Source organism: Streptomyces sp. NBC_01485 (assembly GCF_036227125.1).
In the GTDB taxonomy this organism is placed as follows: Bacteria; Actinomycetota; Actinomycetes; order Streptomycetales; family Streptomycetaceae; genus Streptomyces.
In genome coordinates, this window is record NZ_CP109435.1 from 1,316,765 (window position 1) to 1,333,020 (window position 16,256).

Annotated in this window: 17 protein-coding genes and 1 pseudogene; 7 read left to right on the forward strand and 11 right to left on the reverse strand. The window is 70.8% G+C overall.

The genetic code is table 11. The features are described 5' to 3' along the window. Positions 1 to 18: 18 nt before the first annotated feature. From OG352_RS05860 to OG352_RS05885, 6 genes are all read right to left on the reverse strand, one after another. Positions 19 to 453: a DUF7144 family membrane protein gene (locus OG352_RS05860; protein ID WP_329215048.1), complete on the reverse strand. Its 435-nt coding sequence runs from the start codon at positions 451 to 453 to the stop codon at positions 19 to 21. An 89-nt stretch (positions 454 to 542) separates the two neighbouring features. After that, entirely contained in the window at positions 543 to 980 is a 438-nt protein-coding gene (locus OG352_RS05865) for an SHOCT domain-containing protein (protein ID WP_329215050.1), read from the reverse strand. A gap of 192 nt (positions 981 to 1,172) precedes the next feature. Next, complete coding sequence (locus OG352_RS05870; protein ID WP_329215052.1) at positions 1,173 to 1,877, reverse strand: HdeD family acid-resistance protein; 705 nt, start codon at positions 1,875 to 1,877, stop codon at positions 1,173 to 1,175. A gap of 107 nt (positions 1,878 to 1,984) precedes the next feature. Next, positions 1,985 to 2,182 (reverse strand): hypothetical protein, encoded by a 198-nt coding sequence (locus OG352_RS05875; protein ID WP_329215054.1) that lies wholly within the window; start codon positions 2,180 to 2,182, stop codon positions 1,985 to 1,987. 175 nt (positions 2,183 to 2,357) lie between these two features. Next, positions 2,358 to 2,789, reverse strand: coding sequence for a hypothetical protein (locus tag OG352_RS05880; RefSeq protein ID WP_443072165.1), 432 nt, complete (start codon positions 2,787 to 2,789; stop codon positions 2,358 to 2,360). 107 nt (positions 2,790 to 2,896) lie between these two features. Continuing rightward, positions 2,897 to 5,644 carry a LuxR C-terminal-related transcriptional regulator gene (locus OG352_RS05885; protein ID WP_329215056.1) on the reverse strand — a complete coding sequence of 916 codons (2,748 nt, stop codon included), beginning with the start codon at positions 5,642 to 5,644 and terminating at the stop codon, positions 2,897 to 2,899. 241 nt (positions 5,645 to 5,885) lie between these two features. On the opposite strand from OG352_RS05885, the gene OG352_RS05890 reads away from it, so the two are divergent. Beyond that, the gene (locus OG352_RS05890) at positions 5,886 to 6,695 is read left to right on the forward strand and encodes a PhzF family phenazine biosynthesis protein (RefSeq protein ID WP_329215057.1); all 810 of its coding nucleotides are present in this window, start codon (positions 5,886 to 5,888) and stop codon (positions 6,693 to 6,695) included. 64 nt (positions 6,696 to 6,759) lie between these two features. Here OG352_RS05890 and OG352_RS05895 read toward each other — a convergent pair whose 3' ends face one another. Both OG352_RS05895 and OG352_RS05900 read right to left on the reverse strand, forming a co-directional pair. Beyond that, positions 6,760 to 7,560 (reverse strand): CPBP family intramembrane glutamic endopeptidase, encoded by an 801-nt coding sequence (locus OG352_RS05895; RefSeq protein WP_329215059.1) that lies wholly within the window; start codon positions 7,558 to 7,560, stop codon positions 6,760 to 6,762. Between the two features lie 637 nt (positions 7,561 to 8,197). Next, complete coding sequence (locus OG352_RS05900; protein WP_329215061.1) at positions 8,198 to 9,715, reverse strand: glutamate--cysteine ligase; 1,518 nt, start codon at positions 9,713 to 9,715, stop codon at positions 8,198 to 8,200. Positions 9,716 to 10,345: 630 nt separating this feature from the next. On the opposite strand from OG352_RS05900, the gene OG352_RS05905 reads away from it, so the two are divergent. The 3 genes from OG352_RS05905 to OG352_RS05915 all read left to right on the forward strand — a co-directional run bounded on the left by OG352_RS05905 (position 10,346) and on the right by OG352_RS05915 (position 12,779). Next, positions 10,346 to 10,936, forward strand: coding sequence for a hypothetical protein (locus OG352_RS05905; RefSeq protein WP_329215063.1), 591 nt, complete (start codon positions 10,346 to 10,348; stop codon positions 10,934 to 10,936). Between the two features lie 366 nt (positions 10,937 to 11,302). Beyond that, entirely contained in the window at positions 11,303 to 11,491 is a 189-nt protein-coding gene (locus OG352_RS05910) for a DUF5999 family protein (protein ID WP_329215065.1), read from the forward strand. Positions 11,492 to 11,726: 235 nt separating this feature from the next. Then, positions 11,727 to 12,779 carry a LacI family DNA-binding transcriptional regulator gene (locus OG352_RS05915; RefSeq protein ID WP_329215067.1) on the forward strand — a complete coding sequence of 351 codons (1,053 nt, stop codon included), beginning with the start codon at positions 11,727 to 11,729 and terminating at the stop codon, positions 12,777 to 12,779. A 4-nt stretch (positions 12,780 to 12,783) separates the two neighbouring features. Here OG352_RS05915 and OG352_RS05920 read toward each other — a convergent pair. Beyond that, a pseudogene (locus OG352_RS05920) lies at positions 12,784 to 12,912 on the reverse strand (endo-1,4-beta-xylanase); the annotation flags it as partial. Positions 12,913 to 12,950: 38 nt separating this feature from the next. Here OG352_RS05920 and OG352_RS05925 point away from each other — a divergent pair. Next, the gene (locus OG352_RS05925) at positions 12,951 to 14,591 is read left to right on the forward strand and encodes a recombinase family protein (RefSeq protein WP_329215069.1); all 1,641 of its coding nucleotides are present in this window, start codon (positions 12,951 to 12,953) and stop codon (positions 14,589 to 14,591) included. Here OG352_RS05925 and OG352_RS05930 read toward each other — a convergent pair. Both OG352_RS05930 and OG352_RS05935 read right to left on the reverse strand, forming a co-directional pair. Then, on the reverse strand, positions 14,518 to 15,063 hold the full coding sequence (locus OG352_RS05930) for a hypothetical protein (RefSeq protein WP_329215071.1): 546 nt from the start codon (positions 15,061 to 15,063) through the stop codon (positions 14,518 to 14,520). The two genes, OG352_RS05925 and OG352_RS05930, sit on opposite strands and share 74 nt — an antisense overlap. 13 nt (positions 15,064 to 15,076) lie before the next feature. Next, complete coding sequence (locus OG352_RS05935) at positions 15,077 to 15,526, reverse strand: helix-turn-helix domain-containing protein (RefSeq protein WP_329215073.1); 450 nt, start codon at positions 15,524 to 15,526, stop codon at positions 15,077 to 15,079. Between the two features lie 192 nt (positions 15,527 to 15,718). Between OG352_RS05935 and OG352_RS05940 the strand changes: the two genes are divergently transcribed. Both OG352_RS05940 and OG352_RS05945 read left to right on the forward strand, forming a co-directional pair. Beyond that, a complete protein-coding gene (locus OG352_RS05940) occupies positions 15,719 to 16,009 on the forward strand; it encodes a helix-turn-helix domain-containing protein (protein WP_329215075.1) in 291 nt (96 codons plus the stop codon). Further along, positions 16,006 to 16,182 carry a hypothetical protein gene (locus OG352_RS05945; protein ID WP_329215077.1) on the forward strand — a complete coding sequence of 59 codons (177 nt, stop codon included), beginning with the start codon at positions 16,006 to 16,008 and terminating at the stop codon, positions 16,180 to 16,182. The genes OG352_RS05940 and OG352_RS05945 overlap by 4 nt, the downstream gene beginning before the upstream one ends. Positions 16,183 to 16,256: the final 74 nt, after the last annotated feature.

Consider the following 16,256-nt stretch of genomic DNA (forward strand, 5'->3'; position numbering starts at 1 on the left):
CAGCGGCGATCCGATCGGTCAGCGGTCTTCGGCCCGGTCCGGCTTCACCACGCACAGCGCCCAGATGACGAACGCGGAGAAGGCGATCATCACGACGGACCAGACCGGGTACTGCGGCAGCGAGAGGAAGTTGGCGATGACGATCAGCCCGGCGATGGCCACGCCCGCGACCCGCGCCCACATCGCCGACTGGAACAGTCCCAGGCTGACGATCACGGCGACCGCGCCGAGGGCGAGGTGGATCCAGCCCCAGCCGGTGAGGTCGAACTCGAAGACGTAGTTGCGGGTCGCGACGAAGATGTCGTCCTCGGCGATCCCCATGATGCCGCGGAAGATGTCGAGCACTCCGGAGAGCATGAGCGTGACGGCGGCGAAGATCATCAGGCCCCCGGCCCAGTGCTGCTGGGCCGTGTGCCGCTTGACCGACGACGTTCCGGTGGTGTGTGTCGTCATCCCGATGCCTCGATTCGGTTCGTTCGGGGGCGGTCTCGTTCGGGTCAGTCCTGTTCGGTTTCGTTCGGGGTCGGTCTAGTTCGGTGTGCTCAGTGACCGCCGCCGCTGCCGCCGCTCAGGACCAGTTGCTTGGCCTTGGCGAACTCCTCGTCCGTGATGTCGCCGCGGGCGCGGATCTCGGAGAGCCGGGCCAGTTCGTCGACGCTGCTGGAGGGGGTGCCGCCCTTGGCGGTCTCGCGGATGTAGCTGTCGAAGGCCTTCTGCTGGTCACGCGCCTGCGCGGTCTCCCTGCGCCCCATGTTCCTGCCACGGGCGATCACGTAGACGAACACGCCCACGAAGGGCAGGACGATGCAGAACACCAGCCAGCCGGTCTTGGCCCAGCCGCTGAGGTCGTCGTCGCGGAAAATGTCGAGGACGACCCGGAACAGCAGGACGAACCACATGATCCACAGGAAGAACACCAGCATGGTCCAGAAGGCGCTCAGCAGCGGATAGTCGTACGCGAGGTACGTGTCCCCACTCATATCTCTCCTCCGTCCCGGGCCTTCGCCCGCCTTCCCCCGTCGTCCCCCGCTGTCCCTGCGTCCCGGCATCCCGCCTGCCGCCGTATGCGGCTCTCGTCGCGTGCCGTTCTCAGCGTGCCCACGGCAAGAACCCGGCGGCCTCACCCGAGACGGGTGAGTGACTGCGCGCGGGCCGGCCCGGAGCATCCCTGCTCAGACCGTCCCGGCGGGAGCCCTTGGCCCCGGCGGCCCTACCGGACCCGCCGGTCCCTCCGGCCCCATCGGCCCCGCCGGTCGCGTCCTGCGGACCGCGGCGCGCCACGCGAAGGCGACCGCCGCCTCGGCCAGGCCGAGCAGGACGAGCCACAGGCCGAGCAGCCGGGTCAGCGCCCGGGCCGACTCGGTGGGCAGCGCCAGCACCACGATCCCCGCCACGATGGCGAACACCGCCGCGCCGAGGACGACGCCCCGGTGGGGCAGGTCCTTGGTGGCGAGGGCCGTGTAGAGGGTGAGCATGCCGGACACCAGCCAGAGGACGCCGACGATCAGCGAGAGCGCCGCGATGGTCTGGAGCGGGTTTCTCAGGCACAGCACGCCGGCCACCACGTACAGCACCGCCAGGAGGAGCCCGGGCAGCCGTTCGCCGTGCTCCTCCCGGGCGAAGGCCGCGACGAACCGGAACACGCCGGTGACCAGCAGGTACAGGCCGACGAGGACCGCAAGGACGTGCAGTGTCCCGTCCGGCCAGACCAGGATCAGGATGCCCGGCACGAACGTGGCGACCGCCGAGCCGAGGATCCACGTCCAGGAGCGCCCGAGTACGCCCAGGGCCTCGGCGGGATCACCGCCCGCCGGGCCCGCCGGCCCTGGGTGTGGTGCGGAACCAGCGGAACCAGCGGAACCAGGCGACACGCTCATGACTCCTCCTCACGCCCGTCCGGAGACGTCGGGCCCCGGATTCAAGTCCCGGCCTCAAGCCCCTGCTCAGGCCCCGGGCACGGGCACCCGCCCGTCACTCCGGCACGTCACTCCGGCAGTTGGCGCATCTCCAGGACCCGCAGCCCCAGCGACTGGCAGCGGGCCAGCAGCCCGAACAGGTGCGCCTCGTCGACGACGGGTCCGAACAGGACCGTCTGACCGGACATGACCACATGGTCCAGCTCCGGGAAAGCCCTGGTCAGCGCCTCCGTCATCTGTCCGTCGACGCGGATCTCGTAGCGCATGAGCTGCTCCCGGGATGGCCTGGGACAGGCGGACCGCGCCCTTTCCCCGCGATCCTCCACCCCGAGAGGGACGGACGGCCTCACCCCGCAGAGGTGATAGACCGCCCGGCACGCACACCCACTCGCACCACCCGCACCACCCGTACCCCCCACACAATCCTCACCACCCGCCGCGTCAGTGCGTCACGAAGAGCTTGAAGAAGATGATCAGCAGACCGAGCACGAGGTTCACCGAGGCGGTGACGGCGACCAGGCGCCACGAGGCCCCGGCCCGCCGTGCCGCTGCCGCCGACCAGCCCACCTGACCCGCGACGGCGACCGCCAGCGCGAACCAGAGTGCGCCCTGCAGGTCTAGCCCGAGCAGCGGGCTGACGGCCACGGCGACGGCCGGCGGAACCGCGGCCTTGACGATCGGCCACTCGTCGCGGCACACCGCCAGCACGACCCGCCGGTCCAGGCCCCGCTGTGCCATGCGCGCCCCGAACAACTGGGCGTGCACATGCGCGATCCAGAACACGACGCTGGTGAGCATCAGCAGCAGCACGAGCTCCACGCGCGGGAACGAGCCCAGGGTTCCCACGCCGACGACCACCGAGGCGGCGAGCATGGAACCGTAGACGCCGCCGGTGTAGTCGGCGGTGGTCCGGCGCCGCGCCCACGACAGCCGAGCCGGAAAGCCCGTATGTCCTCCCCCTCGCCCTCGCCCTCGGCCGGTCACAGCAGTTTCAGCTCGCGGGCGCGGCGCACCGCGTCGTTGCGGCGGTTGACGGCCAGTTTCCGGTAGGCGCCCTTGAGGTGGGTCTTGACCGTGTTCACCGACAGGTACAGATCGGCGGCGATCTCCTCCGTCGACATCATCAGGGCCAGCCTGCGCACCACATCGCGTTCGCGTCCGCTCAGCTCCTCGACGACCGGGGGCGGCGGTCCGTCGGACGGCGGCGCAGCGGGGGTGAGCCAGTCCGCGGCCGGCTCTCGCCGGGGCGACGCCGTGCCCAGGAAGGGGCGGATCCACGGTCCGGCTTCGAGGAAGGGGCGGCGCAGCCCGTCGCGCCGTGCCTCGCGCAGCGCCAGGGCGACGAGCCGACGCGAGCCGGCCGTGTCCCCCGTCTCCTCCGCCGCCTGCGCGCGCACCAGCGTGGCCCGGACGGTCACGGCGGGTCCGGCGCGGCCCTCGGCGCGCACGCCGTCGAGCAGGTCGACCGCCGCCCCGGGCCTGCCTGCGGCGAGCTGGGCCCGCGCCGCCGCCACCGCGTACTCCGGCTGCTCGCCGGGCAGCGCCCGAAGCGCCTCGACGGCGCTCTCCGGTCGGCCCTCGGCCAGATGCGCGGCGGAGACGACGAGCGCCGTCTGCCCCTCCGCCCAGGGGGAGACCACGGCGGCGCGGACGGCCCGTTCCGCCGCGGCGAGCGCGGCGTGCGGGTCGCCGCGGGCCAGACACAGGCGGGCGGTGGCGATGGCGCGGCCCGCCTCCATGACCGGGTCCCGCAGCGCGGGGTGCGACCTGACCGCCTCGTCGAGGAGGACCTGCGCCCGGCCCAGCTCGTCGCGGTCCACGGCGACGGCGGCCAGCACCAGCCGTGCCATACCGGAACCGGAGGGCTGGGCCAGGCCGTAGCGCTCCGTCTCGGTCAGCGCGGCCCGCGCCTTGCGCTCCGCGCGGCCGGGCCAGCCGTTCAGATGGTCGATCAGCGCCAGCCGGCCGAGCGAGTCCTCGCGGGCGAGCGCCGTCGACGCTCCCGCCGAGGCCTTCGCCACCCTCGACAGGGCGGCACTCGCCTCGTCGAACCGCCCGGCCCACAGCCGCGCCGAGCCCAGGTGGGCCATCAGGAGGGCGGTGAGTTCGGGATGCCGCTCCAGCAGCATGGCGGGAACCTGGCCGTACAGCGTCTCGGCCGCCGCCGCGGCCAGCTCCGCCCGGCCGGGCGCACCGGTCAGCCGACCGGCCAGCGCCTCCAGCAGCGCACAGCTCAACCGGGCCGCCACACGACCGGCCGCCTCGCCCTCCGCGGTCAAAGCCAACTCCCCTGCCGTGAAAGCCACTTCGCCCGCCGACAGACCCGGTTCGGCCGTCAGGCCCAGCTCTGCCGTCAGGCTCTGCTCCGCGTGGCGCAGATGGGTCAGGCCGCGGTCGAGGTCGTGCCGGGACAGCTCGCGGGCGGCGCGGACGAGGTCCGTGGCGGGGCTCGTGGCCTCCGGACCCATCCGGGAGAAGAGGTCGGCGAGTTCGTCGGAGCGCAGGCCGGTGAAGAGCCAGCCGATGGCGAGGTCGTCGACCAGGGCGTCGGCCGTGAACTCCCAGTCACCGGCGGCGGCCCCGTGCCCCAGCGTCTCCGTGAGGGATCCGGAGCCCCGCAGCCACTGCGCGGCCCGCCGGTTCAGTTCGGGTTCCAGGCCCGGCGTGCGCACCCGCAGAAGGGCCCGGAGGATCTCGCCGAACAGCGGGTGGAGGCGGTACCAGTCCTGCTCGAGGTGCTCGACGAACGCGTTGTCGCGGTGCAGTCCGGCCAGAATGGGCCCGGCGTCGGCGCGCCCGGTGAGCGCGTCCACCAGCCCGGGGCAGAACCGGTCGAGGACACTGACCCGCAGCAGGACGTCCTGCGTCTCGGGAGGCTGCCGCCTGAGCACCTCCGCGAGCAGGAAGTCGGCGACCGTGGTGCGGTCGGCCTCGAACTCCTTCAGGTACGTCTCCGGATCCGGGCTCTCCCGCGCGGCGAGGGCGCACAGCCGCAGGCCGGCGGCCCAGCCCCGGGTGCGTTCCACGAGCCCCCGCGTCGCGTGCGCCGGGAGCCGCAGGCCGTGCAGGTCCAGCAGCTCGGCCGCTTCCTCGCAGGTGAAGGCCAGTTCCGCGGCCCGGATCTCCGTGAGGTCGCCGGCCGCCCGGTACCGGTGCAGCGGCAGCAGCGGTTCGGTACGGCTGACGAGGATCAGGCGCAGGCCCGCACCGGCGTGGTGCAGGACGAACTCCAGTTGCTCCGCGATCGCCGGGTCGGTCACCCGGTCGTACTCGTCGAGCACCACGGTCACGGGCCGGTCCCGGGCGCACAGCGCGGCGGCGAGCCGCGCCAGCAGCGTCGGAGGCACACGGCTCGCGTCCGCGGGGCAGCCGATCTCCGCGGGCAGGGACACCCCGGCGGCACGCAGGGCCTGGAGCAGGTACGCCCACAGCATGCCGGGGCCCTGGCCCGCCGCGTCGGTGGTGAGCCAGGCGACGGGCCCCTCGCGTCCTGCGGCCCAGTCGGCGACCAGCAGCGTCTTGCCCGCGCCCGCCGAGCCGTTGACCATGGTCAGCGGCGTGCGCAGCGCCTGGTCGAGGTGCCTGACCAGCCGCTCACGGCGCAGGAAGGTCACCGGTCGGGCCGGTACGGCGAACCGGGTGCGCAGAAACGGATCGCCCTGGGGATCGGCGTACGCGGCCGGCGCTGCCGCCGTCGGCTGCGAGCCGTTCTCCTCAAGGTCGGGCATGGCGCTCACCGCCCCTGGTCGTCAGGTCATGGGTAGCGCTCCCTCCTGGGATCAGGATCCCAGGGTTGCGCTTCGGGCGCGCTGCGAGCGGGCCGCCCACCGTGGTCCAGCCCGCCCACCACGGTTCGGCCCGCCCTCACCGGCCTGGCCCGCCCACCGTGGTGCGGCCCGGCGGAAACGGGGCCAGGACTCCCGGATCGGCCTTGGCCGACGACTCCGCCCACCCCCTACCGTCACCGGCATGCGCATTCGAATCGTCGACGCCTTCACCGACCGCCCGTTCGCCGGCAACCCGGCCGGGGTCCTGCTCCTGGACGCCTTCCCGGACGACGGCCGGCTCCAGAACGTCGCCCTGGAGGTCAACCACGCCGAGACGGCGTTCGCCCACCCGCTCCCCGAAGGCGGCACGGCGGACTGGGCGCTGCGCTGGTTCACGCCGGTCGCCGAGGTCGACATGTGCGGCCACGCCACGCTCGCCACGGCCCACGTCCTGCACACCACGGGCGCCCACGAGGGCCCGGTGCGTTTCGCCACCCGCAGCGGTGTCCTCGTCGCGACGCCCGCCGAAGACGGCTCGATCACCCTGGACTTCCCGACCGCCCCGCTGACCAGGGTCGAGATCCCGGCCGGGGTCGCCGAGGCCCTGGGCGCCGAGCCGCTCGGCTGCTTCGACACCGGCCCGCACGTCGGCGACCTGCTGGTCGAGCTCGCCGACGAGCGGACCGTCCACGCCCTGCGGCCGGACCACAGGGCCCTGGGCGCCTACTCCCGCCGCGGCGTCATCGCCACCGCCCGCGCCGAGAACCCGGACCTGGGCCACGACTTCGTCTCCCGCTGCTTCTTCCCGAACGTCGGCATCGACGAGGACCCGGTGACGGGCAGCGCCCACACCGCCCTGGCGCCCTACTGGTCCGAGCGTCTCGGCCGCACCACCCTGACCGGCCTGCAGGCCTCACCGCGCGCCGGCCGCGTCCGCACCGAACTGCGCGGCGACCGCACCCTGCTGACCGGCCGCGCGGTCACCGTCATCGAGGGCGAGCTGCTCGCCTAGCCAATGCCTGGCCACGCGCACCGGCAGGTACGCGCACCGGCGAAGGTGGGGTGGCTGGGGCGGCTCACGCCGTCGGCAGCCACCCCACCTTCCCCGCCAGCAGCGCGTATCCCACGAAGGCCCCGATGTCGAGCAGGGAGTGCGCCACCACCAGGGGGCCCACCCGGCCCCAGCGCCGGTAGAGGTAGACGAACACCACGCCCATCACCATGTTGCCGATGAAGCCGCCGACGCCCTGGTAGAGGTGGTACGAGCCGCGCAGCACCGAACTGGCGACCAGCGCGGTGCCCGGCGTCCAGCCCAACTGGCCGAGCCGGCGCAGCAGATAGCCGACGACGATGACCTCTTCGAGGATCGCGTTCTGCAGCGCGGACATGACCAGCACCGGGTACTTCCAGCACACGTCGGGCAGCGCCTCCGGCACCACCGTGAGGTTGAAGCCGAGGCCTCGGGCCGCCAGGTAGAAGGCGATGCCGGTGCTGCCGATCACCGCCGCGATCGCCGCGCCGCGGCCGAGGTCAGGCCAGGGCCGGGTGCGGTCGAAGCCCAGCGTCCGCAGGCCCTGTCCCTCGCGCAGCAGGAAGTGCGCGACGAGGGCGACCGGGACGAGGGCCGCGGTGATCCCGAAGAGCTGCCAGGCGAGATCGAGCCACGGACGGCCGGGCGCGGCCGAGGCGTTGAGGGTCGCCGCCTGGTCCTTCAGGCCTCCCGGCTTGGTGACCGATCCGACAAAACTGATCAGCGCGGACACACCGCTCGCACCGAGCGAAAGCCCCAGAACGAGCAGTGTCTCGTCCCGGAAAATCCGCCGCGAGAGCCGTTCCCGCGGAAATGAATCAGCCACGTACCCCGCCTCCACCTGCACACATGCCTCCAGTTGCGTAAACCCGCCGCATCCCCACCCCTGCCTCGCCAAAATCATGCGTGACAAGCCGTCGGGGGGACGGGCGCCGTACGGGACGTACCTCCCCCTTCGCCCGCCGCGCGGCTGCCGTGCGGCGGAATTCCGCCATGGAGGACGACGAGACCACAGGACGACAGGTCGACAGGGAGGGCACCACCGCCATGGGACGTCACAGCTTGCCCGATCAGTACGGGGCTGGCGGCAGCGACCCCCGCCCTCACGGGCGAGGACCCGGACGCGCAGGTGTGGGTGCCGGACTCCGCTGGGCCGAGGCTTCAGGGGACGAGCGCCGACCTTTCAGGGCCGCGGGAAACTATGCAGGCCGCAAACCGCCCCGCACCCCAACCCACCCAGGGCACAGGAGCAACGCCGACTGAAATCCGACCCGCCCCCAACCCACCCGGACGCGCCGGGAGCAACGCCGACTCAAACCCAACCCCCGCCCCAACCCACCCAGGGCACGGGGACCACCGCCGACTCAAAACCGACGGACACCCCAACCCACCCAGGGGCGCGGGGAACTGCGCGACCAGCCCCCACGCACCCGCACACACCCACACCCCAAGGCCCCCCAAACCGAACCGCGCCCCATCACCCCTCACCCCAAAGGCACCACCTCAGGCACCCCCACCGGCCACGTATGCACCGCATCCCCCGCATGCATCAGCTCCGCATACCGCCGAGTGGTCGCGGCCAGCGCCGCCTCCCGCGACAACCCCGCCTCCACCGCCCGGTGAAACGTCGCCACCTGCCACGTCGCCCCGTTGACCCGCCGCCGGCACCGCTCCTCGATGACCCCCAGATACAGATCACGATCGGCCGGCTCCACCCCCCACCCGTCCAGCCCCGCCGCGGCCAACGGCAACAGCTCGTCCCGTACGAGACTCACCGCGTCCACCTCGACCAAGCCCCCCAGCCGCCCCCGCCGCGGCCACTGCAACCGCGCGTCGATCCCGTACCTGCACGCCGCGTCGAAGTTGGCGGCCGCCGCCTCGAACGGCAGCCGCGTCCACACCGGCCGCGACTCGTCGGCCAGCGCCCGCACGACGCCGTAGTAGAACGCCGCGTTGGCGATCACGTCCGTCACCGTCGGCCCGGCGGGCAGCACACGGTTCTCCACCCGCAGGTGCGGGACACCGTCGGCGATGCCGTAGACGGGCCGGTTCCAGCGGTAGACCGTGCCGTTGTGCAGGACGAGCTCGGCGAGCGAGGGCACCCCGCCCGCCTCCAGGACCTCCAACGGGTCCTCCTCGTCGCAGATGGGCAGCAGCGGCGGGAAGTAGCGCAGGTTCTCCTCGAACAGCTCGTACGCCGAGCTGATCCACCGCTCCCCGAACCACGTCCGCGGCCGTACGCCCTGCGCCTGCAGTTCCGGCGGCCGGGTGTCGGTGGCCTGCTGGAACAGCGGCGGCCGCGACTCCCGCCACAGCTCGTGACCGAACAGGAACGGCGAGTTGGCGCCGACGGCGATCTGCGCCGCGGTGACCGCCTGCGCCGCGTTCCACACCGCGGGGAAGCGGCCCGGCGTGACCTGGAGGTGCAGTTGCACGGAGGTGCAGGCCGCCTCGGGCACGATCGACTTCGAGGTGCACGACAGCCGCTCCACCCCGTCGATCTCGAGCGCGAAGTCCTCTCCCCGCGCGGCCACGATCTGGTCGTTGAGGAGGGTGTAGCGGTCGACGTCGGAAAGATTGGACGAGACCAGGTCGTCCCGGTCGAGAGTCGGCAGAATACCGATCATCACGATTCCGGCATCGACCTCGCCCGCCTTTCGGTGGGCATATGCCAGTGACGTACGGAGTTCCTCCGCGAGCCGGTCGAATACCCGACCCCCCAATCGGTGTGGGGCAATGTTGACTTCCAGGTTGAACATGGCGAGTTCTGTTTGGAAATCTCGGCTCGCGATCCGCTCCAGTACTTGCCCATTCAGCATTTTCGGCAGGCCGTCGGCGCCCGCGAGATTCAGCTCGATCTCGAGCCCCATGAGGTTCTTGGGGCGGTCGAAGCGCTTCTGGTCCAGGAGCCGCTCAAGCCCCGTCAGGCACCGCCGCAGCTTGGCGCGGTAGTGCTGACGATCGGACAGGTCGAACGCGCCTGCCACGACCTTCTCCCCCATGGAAGCGTCCCTCCTCGCATGGGCGGGCCGGCGATCCCGGCCGCCGGTTGTCCCGGGTCAGGTGGGATGATGCCCAGCCGGGCCGATCGATAACGTCTCTCGTCGGCCGTGCACCCGTTACGCTGACCGAAAGCCACCGGGCGGTGACCGTTGGCACATTCGCCGGGCATGCGACCGGGTGCCCTTTCACGGAGTCGTTCCGCGAACTCGTTCCGCGAACTCGTTCCACGAGGTCGCTCGCGAACTCGGAACTCGTGAAAAACGCCGACGAGAATGGGCCGACCACTCCGCGCGAACAACCCGAGGTCATCGCGGCGCGGCCCGCTCCGAATCGGGATGTTTCACACCTATCACCGACCGAATGAACCCTTGCCGAGTGACCCGGAATCGACTAGACGAAACACAGTCCGAACACGTCTCGTATAAACTCTGCGAACAAGGCAGAGAAGGTTGGCGCCCACGGTCGAAGGAGCCTGTCGTCGAGGTGACGGCAGGCCGCTCGCGCACCCCCGCAACCCCTTGAACCCCCAGACCCCGGTCCCTGCCTCTCCGACCTCCGAGAGCTAGCTGACAGCGCCGTCCGCCCATGCCCTCGCGCCACCGTGCCTGTCGAACGAGAGGCGACCCACCATGCCTTTGCATGTCCCCCCGGCTCCAGCGCCCGCCCTGCGCTCGGTCCTCATGGCACTCGGTTCCCCCACCGCGGTCCGCGAGGCTCGTACCCCCTCCCTGCGCACCGCGCAGGGCGACCCCACCCCCGAACTGCCGCTGCCGCTGCACGTCCTGGAGCGGATCAGCCCCGAAGGCGTGGCCGCGACCCGGCTGGCCGGCTGGCGCTTCCTGATCCGCTGCGGCGACCGCGCCGTGGCCGCGGCCGAGACCCGGCTCACCCCGGACGGCTGGGCGTTCTCGCACTTCTTCGAGGGCCCCTACATCGCCTCCACCGAACACGCCCTGCGCCAGGCCGAGTCGACCACCCGGCCGTACCAGGCGCGCCTGCTGTCGATCCCCGGGCTCTACATGCTCACCCTCTGGCTGCACGGCGACAGCGCCTCGGACGGCACCACCGGCGTGCCCGACCCGGCCGACCTGCTGGTTCCGCTGGCCCCCGCGCCGCCCGGCATCGCCGCCCACCGACCGCACCTCGTCGCCGAGTTGCTCCCGGTGCTGACCCTCCGGGTGTCACCGGCCCCGCCCCCGCTGCTCGGCTCACCGGCCTGACCGACCCGACCGGCCGGCCCCACACCCTCGTACCCCGTCACCGCGGCCCCGGTGGCGGGGTACGGTGCTCTCCCACGGCCCGGAACCGGCCGCGTCCCCTGCGGGCTGTCACGCCCGGACTAGCCCTATCCGACCACCAGGAACCACCCGAAGTGACAGTGCGGTTGAGATGAACCGCCCGCGCGGGTGATGCGTCATCAACCTGTAAGGGGCGGTGCCGCCAAATACCTGCGGATCGACCTCCGTAGGGCAACACTGGGTCCGACCGACTTATCACAACGGGGGGCGGCCATGAACGACGCTTCAAGCCGCGGGACAGACACCACAGCCATCTCACTCATCACGCCAGAGCGGAAGTTCCCATCCATGTGCCAGCACCAGCCAGCGTGCCCGACAGCGACGTCAGCCGACCGGGAGTCCGCCCGTCTCGTGGCACACCATCCGGAACAGGGCTGGAGCCTGCTGTGCAACGGCGTCCTGCTCTTCGAGGACACCGGTGAGCTCCTGCCCGACGGCCAGGTCATCGCCCCCCACCGGGTCGTGACCGCCGCCTGAGCTCGACCCGGACGGCGCGGGACCGCCGTCCGAGACATGAGGGGCCGGCCCGCAGACACCCTGCGAACCGGCCCCGACGCGTGTCCGGGGTCGATCACTCCCCGTAGTCCCCCGGCTCCCGCACGGCACGCCCTCCCGCATCTCCCCCGGTACGTCTTCCCACGGCCCCGCGCTTTCCGGAAGACTTCTGGAAGTTTCGGCGCAGCGCCCGAAGCGAAGCGACGGAGGTGGGGAAGTGACAGCGGACGATACGGTGCCGGCGTCCCGGGGCAGGGTCACGATCACGGAGATCGCCCGCCAGGCCGGCGTGTCGGTGCCGACCGTGTCCCGGGTGGTCAACGGCCGCTCCGACGTCTCGCCGTCGACCCGGGCCCGGGTCGAGGACCTGCTGCGGCTGCACGGCTACCGCAAGCGCCGCTCCACCGCCTCCGCCGCCTCCCCCGCCCGCGCCTCCCTGCTCGACCTGGTCTTCAACGACCTCGACAGCCCCTGGGCGGTGGAGATCATCCGAGGCGTCGAGGAGGTCGCCCACGCGGCCGGGGCGGGCACGGTGGTGTCGGCGATACACGGCCGCTCGGGCGACGCCCGCGAGTGGATGCGCAACCTGCGCTCCCGGGCCTCCGACGGCGTCATCCTCGTCACGTCGGCCCTGGAACCCACCCTGCACGAGCAGTTGCGCATCCTGGGCGTCCCGCTGGTCGTCGTCGACCCGATGGGATCCCCGGCCGTCGACACCCCGACCATCGGCGCCGCCAACTGGTCCGGCGGCCTGGCGGCCACCGAGCACCTGCTGTCGCTGGGCCACCGCAGGATCGGCCTGATCGCCGGCCCGCCCCGGCTGCTGTGCTCCCGGGCCCGCTTCGACGGCTACCGGGCCGCCCTGGAGGCCGCCGGTCTCACCGTCGACGACTCCCTCGTCGTCCCCGGCGACTTCCGCCCCGAATCGGGCTTCACCGGCTGCACCGCCCTCCTCGACCTGCCGCGACCGCCGACCGCCGTGTTCGCGGCCAGCGACCAGATGGCGCTCGGCGCGATCGAGGCGCTGCGCCGGCGCGGCCTGCGGGCGCCGGAGGACATGAGCGTGGTCGGTTTCGACGACCTTCCGGAAGTCCGCTGGTCTGCCCCGCCGTTGACCACCGTCCGCCAGCCCCTCGCCGACATGGGCAAACTCGCCGCCCGCACGGTCCTCAGCCTGGCCCGCGGCGAGCGCCCCGACTCGCCGCGGGTGGAACTGGGCACGGAACTGGTGGTGCGGTCCAGCACGGCCGCACCCAGAACAGCCGGTTAGTCAGTCAGCTCAAGGCCTCCCGGATCGCGTAGTACGCCGGCTTCGGCGCGAACTGTTCGTCCCAGGGCAGCGCCGCGCCCTGCCCGGGAAAGAAGGCCGGAATCCACGAATATTTGTCGGTGTAATCCCATAAAGCATCTAAGGCACGACACTCTTCACTAGACTCGCCCCATGCCGTTCGCACCTGAGTACCTGCACATGGTCTTCCCCGGAGTCACGTTCCACGCATGGCTCTACGGCCGCAACAGCGACGACGTCATGAAGACCGGCGACTCCGTCGAAGACCAACTCGCCACCGGACGAACCCTCTGCGACCGCCACAACTGGCCCATCGTCCGCGAGTTCAAAGACACCGGCATCTCCGCCAGCCGCCACGGCCGCAAGACCCGCGACGACTTCGAAGACCTACTCGCCACCATCACGAGCACACCGCCGGCGCCGACCGTGCGCCGCATCGTGGTCGCCTATGAAGCATCCCGCTATTACCGCGACCTCGAGGCGTACGTCCGGCTGCGGAACGCCTGCCTCGCTGGCAACGCCCTGCTCTGCTACAACGGCCAGGTCTACGACTTGAGTAGGCGGGACGACCGCAAAGCCACCGCCATGCACGCCGTGGATGCCGAAGACGAAGCTGAAGGCATCCGCGACCGTAACCTGCGCACAGCGACCCTTCAGGCCGAAGAGGGTCTGCCACACGGGAAGCTGCCCTACGGCTACTTGCGTGACTACGCGGTGGTCGGTGGCCGCAAGCGCTGCGTCCGCCAGTACGAACACCCAGTCCAGGGCCCCGTTGTGGTCAAAGCACTGGAGCTCATCGACGCCGGCGACTCGATGCTGTCCGTCGTCCGTTGGCTGAACTCCCGGCCCGAAGCCGCGCGACCTAATGGCAAGCCGTGGAGCGGCATCGCTGCGCGCCGTGTGCTCCTCAACCGCCGCTACCTCGGCGAGCGCCTGCACCTGGGTGAATACCGCAAGGGCTCCTGGGATCCGCTGAAGGGCCTCGAAACCCCCGATGGACGGGCCATGTTCAACCGGGTCACAGCCAAGCTCACCGACCCCGCCCGCCGGACGCAGCGCGGCACGGAGGTCGCACACCTGCTGTCGTTCATCGGGCTGTGCGGCGCGTGCGGAGACCACGCTCTCCTCACCACCTACCCGCACGGGAGCGGCAGCCACATCGTGCTCGGCTGCAAGGACGCCCGCAATGTGGGCATCAGGGAAGACGTGGCGGACGCCTACGTCGAAGAGGCGGTCCTCGCCTGGTTCAGCCACAAGGACGTCTCACGAGCTGCCCTTGTACCGGACAGCAGCGACATGGAGAGGAAGACAGCCACAGCGCAGCGGCTCATCAACGGATACGAGGAACAGTTGTGCGAGGCGCGCCAGTTGGCGAAGACCTTCGACATGGAAACCGGCCGGCCCAAGCTGACGGCTGCGGCACTGGCGGACATGGAGCAGGCGATCGGGCCGCTGCTAGATGCGGAGCGGAAGAAGCTCACAGATTTCACGGGAGTGTCGCCGCTGTTGCTGCGCCTGTTGACTGCCGATGACCCGGACTTGGTGTGGAACGGGCGGCCAGAAACGGATGGCGGGGCGGAGATTCTTGGCCTGTCGCTGGAGCAGAAGCGCGAAGTGATCAGGAAGGTGGTGACGGTGCGGATCAACCGGGCCAGCCGGATGGGTGTTCGCCGCCTAGAGCCGGGCCGGATCACGCTGTCGTTCGTGGGGACACCGGGATTCAGGGACCGCCCACTTCGTGCCCCCGTGAGCGTTCCCGTTGACGGGCAGGCTCCTGCTGGGGGAACGGGATGAGTTGACCCGCGACGGCCGTGTCGGGGGCGAACTTGCCGTTGTGGAACATACGGACGGTGGCTTCCATCGTCTCGGAGATGAGGGTGGCGCGCCCCTCCTCGAAGTCGGCTTCCATTTTGCGGCGTTCAGCCTTGAGCCGCTCGTTGAGGGCAGCATGCTCGGCGCTGATGTCCTGACGCAGGCGGCCCTGTTCGTTCTCCAGGGCCGCCTTCAAGGCGATGTAGCTGGCGTGTTCGTCCTGCGCTCTGCGCTCGCTGTCGGCGAGGCGGCTGCGTTCGTGGCCGGTTTCGATGATCCATCGGCGGATGACGGCGAGGGCGATGAAGATGAGTGCGGTGACGGCAAGAAACGCGCCACCGACGGAGCGGGCCAGATCATCATGGTGGACGCCGTAGAGGCTGGTCGACAGCCCTCCGAGCAATATCGTTCCCGCCGCCGTGACTGTAGCTCGCATGCCGCCCGTGAGATCCATGCACACCCCCGCATCACATCTGAGCTGCTGTCCCTCCCCGGCTGGCGCGGCGTTCGGCGTCCTCGGCTTCGTAGCGCTTGAGGCGCTCGACGGTGGCGTAGAAGAACTCGCGATCCACGTCGCCTTGGATGCCGAGGCCGTCAGCCGCCTCTTCCGGAGTGAGTGCTGACCCTACCTGCGATCGGTCAGTTTCGGACAGTGACTGAAGAGATTCGCGTGACATGAGACCGCTCTCCACGAAGAGGACGGTCGGGTGGATGCCTGCGGCGTCAGCGATGGGTTCGAAAAAGCCGGGGTCGGGGATGGCCTGTCCGTTGAACATGCGACTAACGCTGCTCTCGGTCATGCCGGTGGCTCGCGCGAACTTGGCATTGCGGCCGTGGCCGGTATAGCCGGCACGCTCGGCGGCTGCCAGGACGACAGCACCGAATCGCTGCCGCAGTGGGGGGGTCGCATCGGTCATGTCCCGTGACTCTACCTCCCTAGTTAGGGAGGTAGCCAGAAAATCCCTCTCCCGCAAGAGTCGCAAATACGCCAGTGACCTGCATTGACGCAGCTTAACCCATGAATAGAACGCACGTTCGAGCGAACATTAGACCAAACGCCTCCATAACCTCCCTTGCGCGCAAGCAAGGAACATGGCAGAGTCTCCCTCGTGAGCAAGGAATCGCCTTCCACCAGCGACAACCCCTGCCAACCCCCCAGAGAAGGAGGTGACTACGTGTTCCGCCTTGACGTCTCCAAGCTCCTCGAAGCCACCAAGACCCGCGGCGACACCAGCAACGCAGCGATCCACCGCCGTACCGGAATCGCTGAATCGTCCGTATCCCGCATCCTGCGCGGCGAAGCCCAACCTGACCTGAACTCGGCCATGCGCCTCGCCGAGGAATATGACATCGACCTGCGCCACGTCATCAAGCGCGTGCCCATCGAGGCCGCCGCATGACCCGCGAAGAGCGCCACGCGCTCCTCGGCCCGGAGATCGTCGCCCACATCCACAAGGTCGTCGACGCCGCACCCGACCCGAGCCCCGAGCTGGTCGCGGAACTCCGCCGCATCATGACGCGCCCTGCTGGCAACCGCCGCCCGGCCGCTCGGCCGGCCCGCGCCGCCGCCTGATTCACCCCAGTACACGCCGAAGGGCCGCCCGCTTTGACCGGCCTGGCGACCCTCGACTCGGCTTCCTCACCATC

Coding starts and splice junctions, on each gene's coding strand:
- OG352_RS05860 (WP_329215048.1), bottom strand. CDS start 453: ATGACGACACACACCACCGGAACGTCGTCGGTCAAGCGGCACACGGCC.
- OG352_RS05865 (WP_329215050.1), bottom strand. CDS start 980: ATGAGTGGGGACACGTACCTCGCGTACGACTATCCGCTGCTGAGCGCC.
- OG352_RS05870 (WP_329215052.1), bottom strand. CDS start 1,877: ATGAGCGTGTCGCCTGGTTCCGCTGGTTCCGCTGGTTCCGCACCACAC.
- OG352_RS05875 (WP_329215054.1), bottom strand. CDS start 2,182: ATGCGCTACGAGATCCGCGTCGACGGACAGATGACGGAGGCGCTGACC.
- OG352_RS05880 (WP_443072165.1), bottom strand. CDS start 2,789: ATGCTCGCCGCCTCGGTGGTCGTCGGCGTGGGAACCCTGGGCTCGTTC.
- OG352_RS05885 (WP_329215056.1), bottom strand. CDS start 5,644: ATGCCCGACCTTGAGGAGAACGGCTCGCAGCCGACGGCGGCAGCGCCG.
- OG352_RS05890 (WP_329215057.1), top strand. CDS start 5,886: ATGCGCATTCGAATCGTCGACGCCTTCACCGACCGCCCGTTCGCCGGC.
- OG352_RS05900 (WP_329215061.1), bottom strand. CDS start 9,715: ATGGGGGAGAAGGTCGTGGCAGGCGCGTTCGACCTGTCCGATCGTCAG.
- OG352_RS05905 (WP_329215063.1), top strand. CDS start 10,346: ATGCCTTTGCATGTCCCCCCGGCTCCAGCGCCCGCCCTGCGCTCGGTC.
- OG352_RS05910 (WP_329215065.1), top strand. CDS start 11,303: ATGTGCCAGCACCAGCCAGCGTGCCCGACAGCGACGTCAGCCGACCGG.
- OG352_RS05925 (WP_329215069.1), top strand. CDS start 12,951: ATGCCGTTCGCACCTGAGTACCTGCACATGGTCTTCCCCGGAGTCACG.
- OG352_RS05930 (WP_329215071.1), bottom strand. CDS start 15,063: ATGGATCTCACGGGCGGCATGCGAGCTACAGTCACGGCGGCGGGAACG.
- OG352_RS05935 (WP_329215073.1), bottom strand. CDS start 15,526: ATGACCGATGCGACCCCCCCACTGCGGCAGCGATTCGGTGCTGTCGTC.
- OG352_RS05945 (WP_329215077.1), top strand. CDS start 16,006: ATGACCCGCGAAGAGCGCCACGCGCTCCTCGGCCCGGAGATCGTCGCC.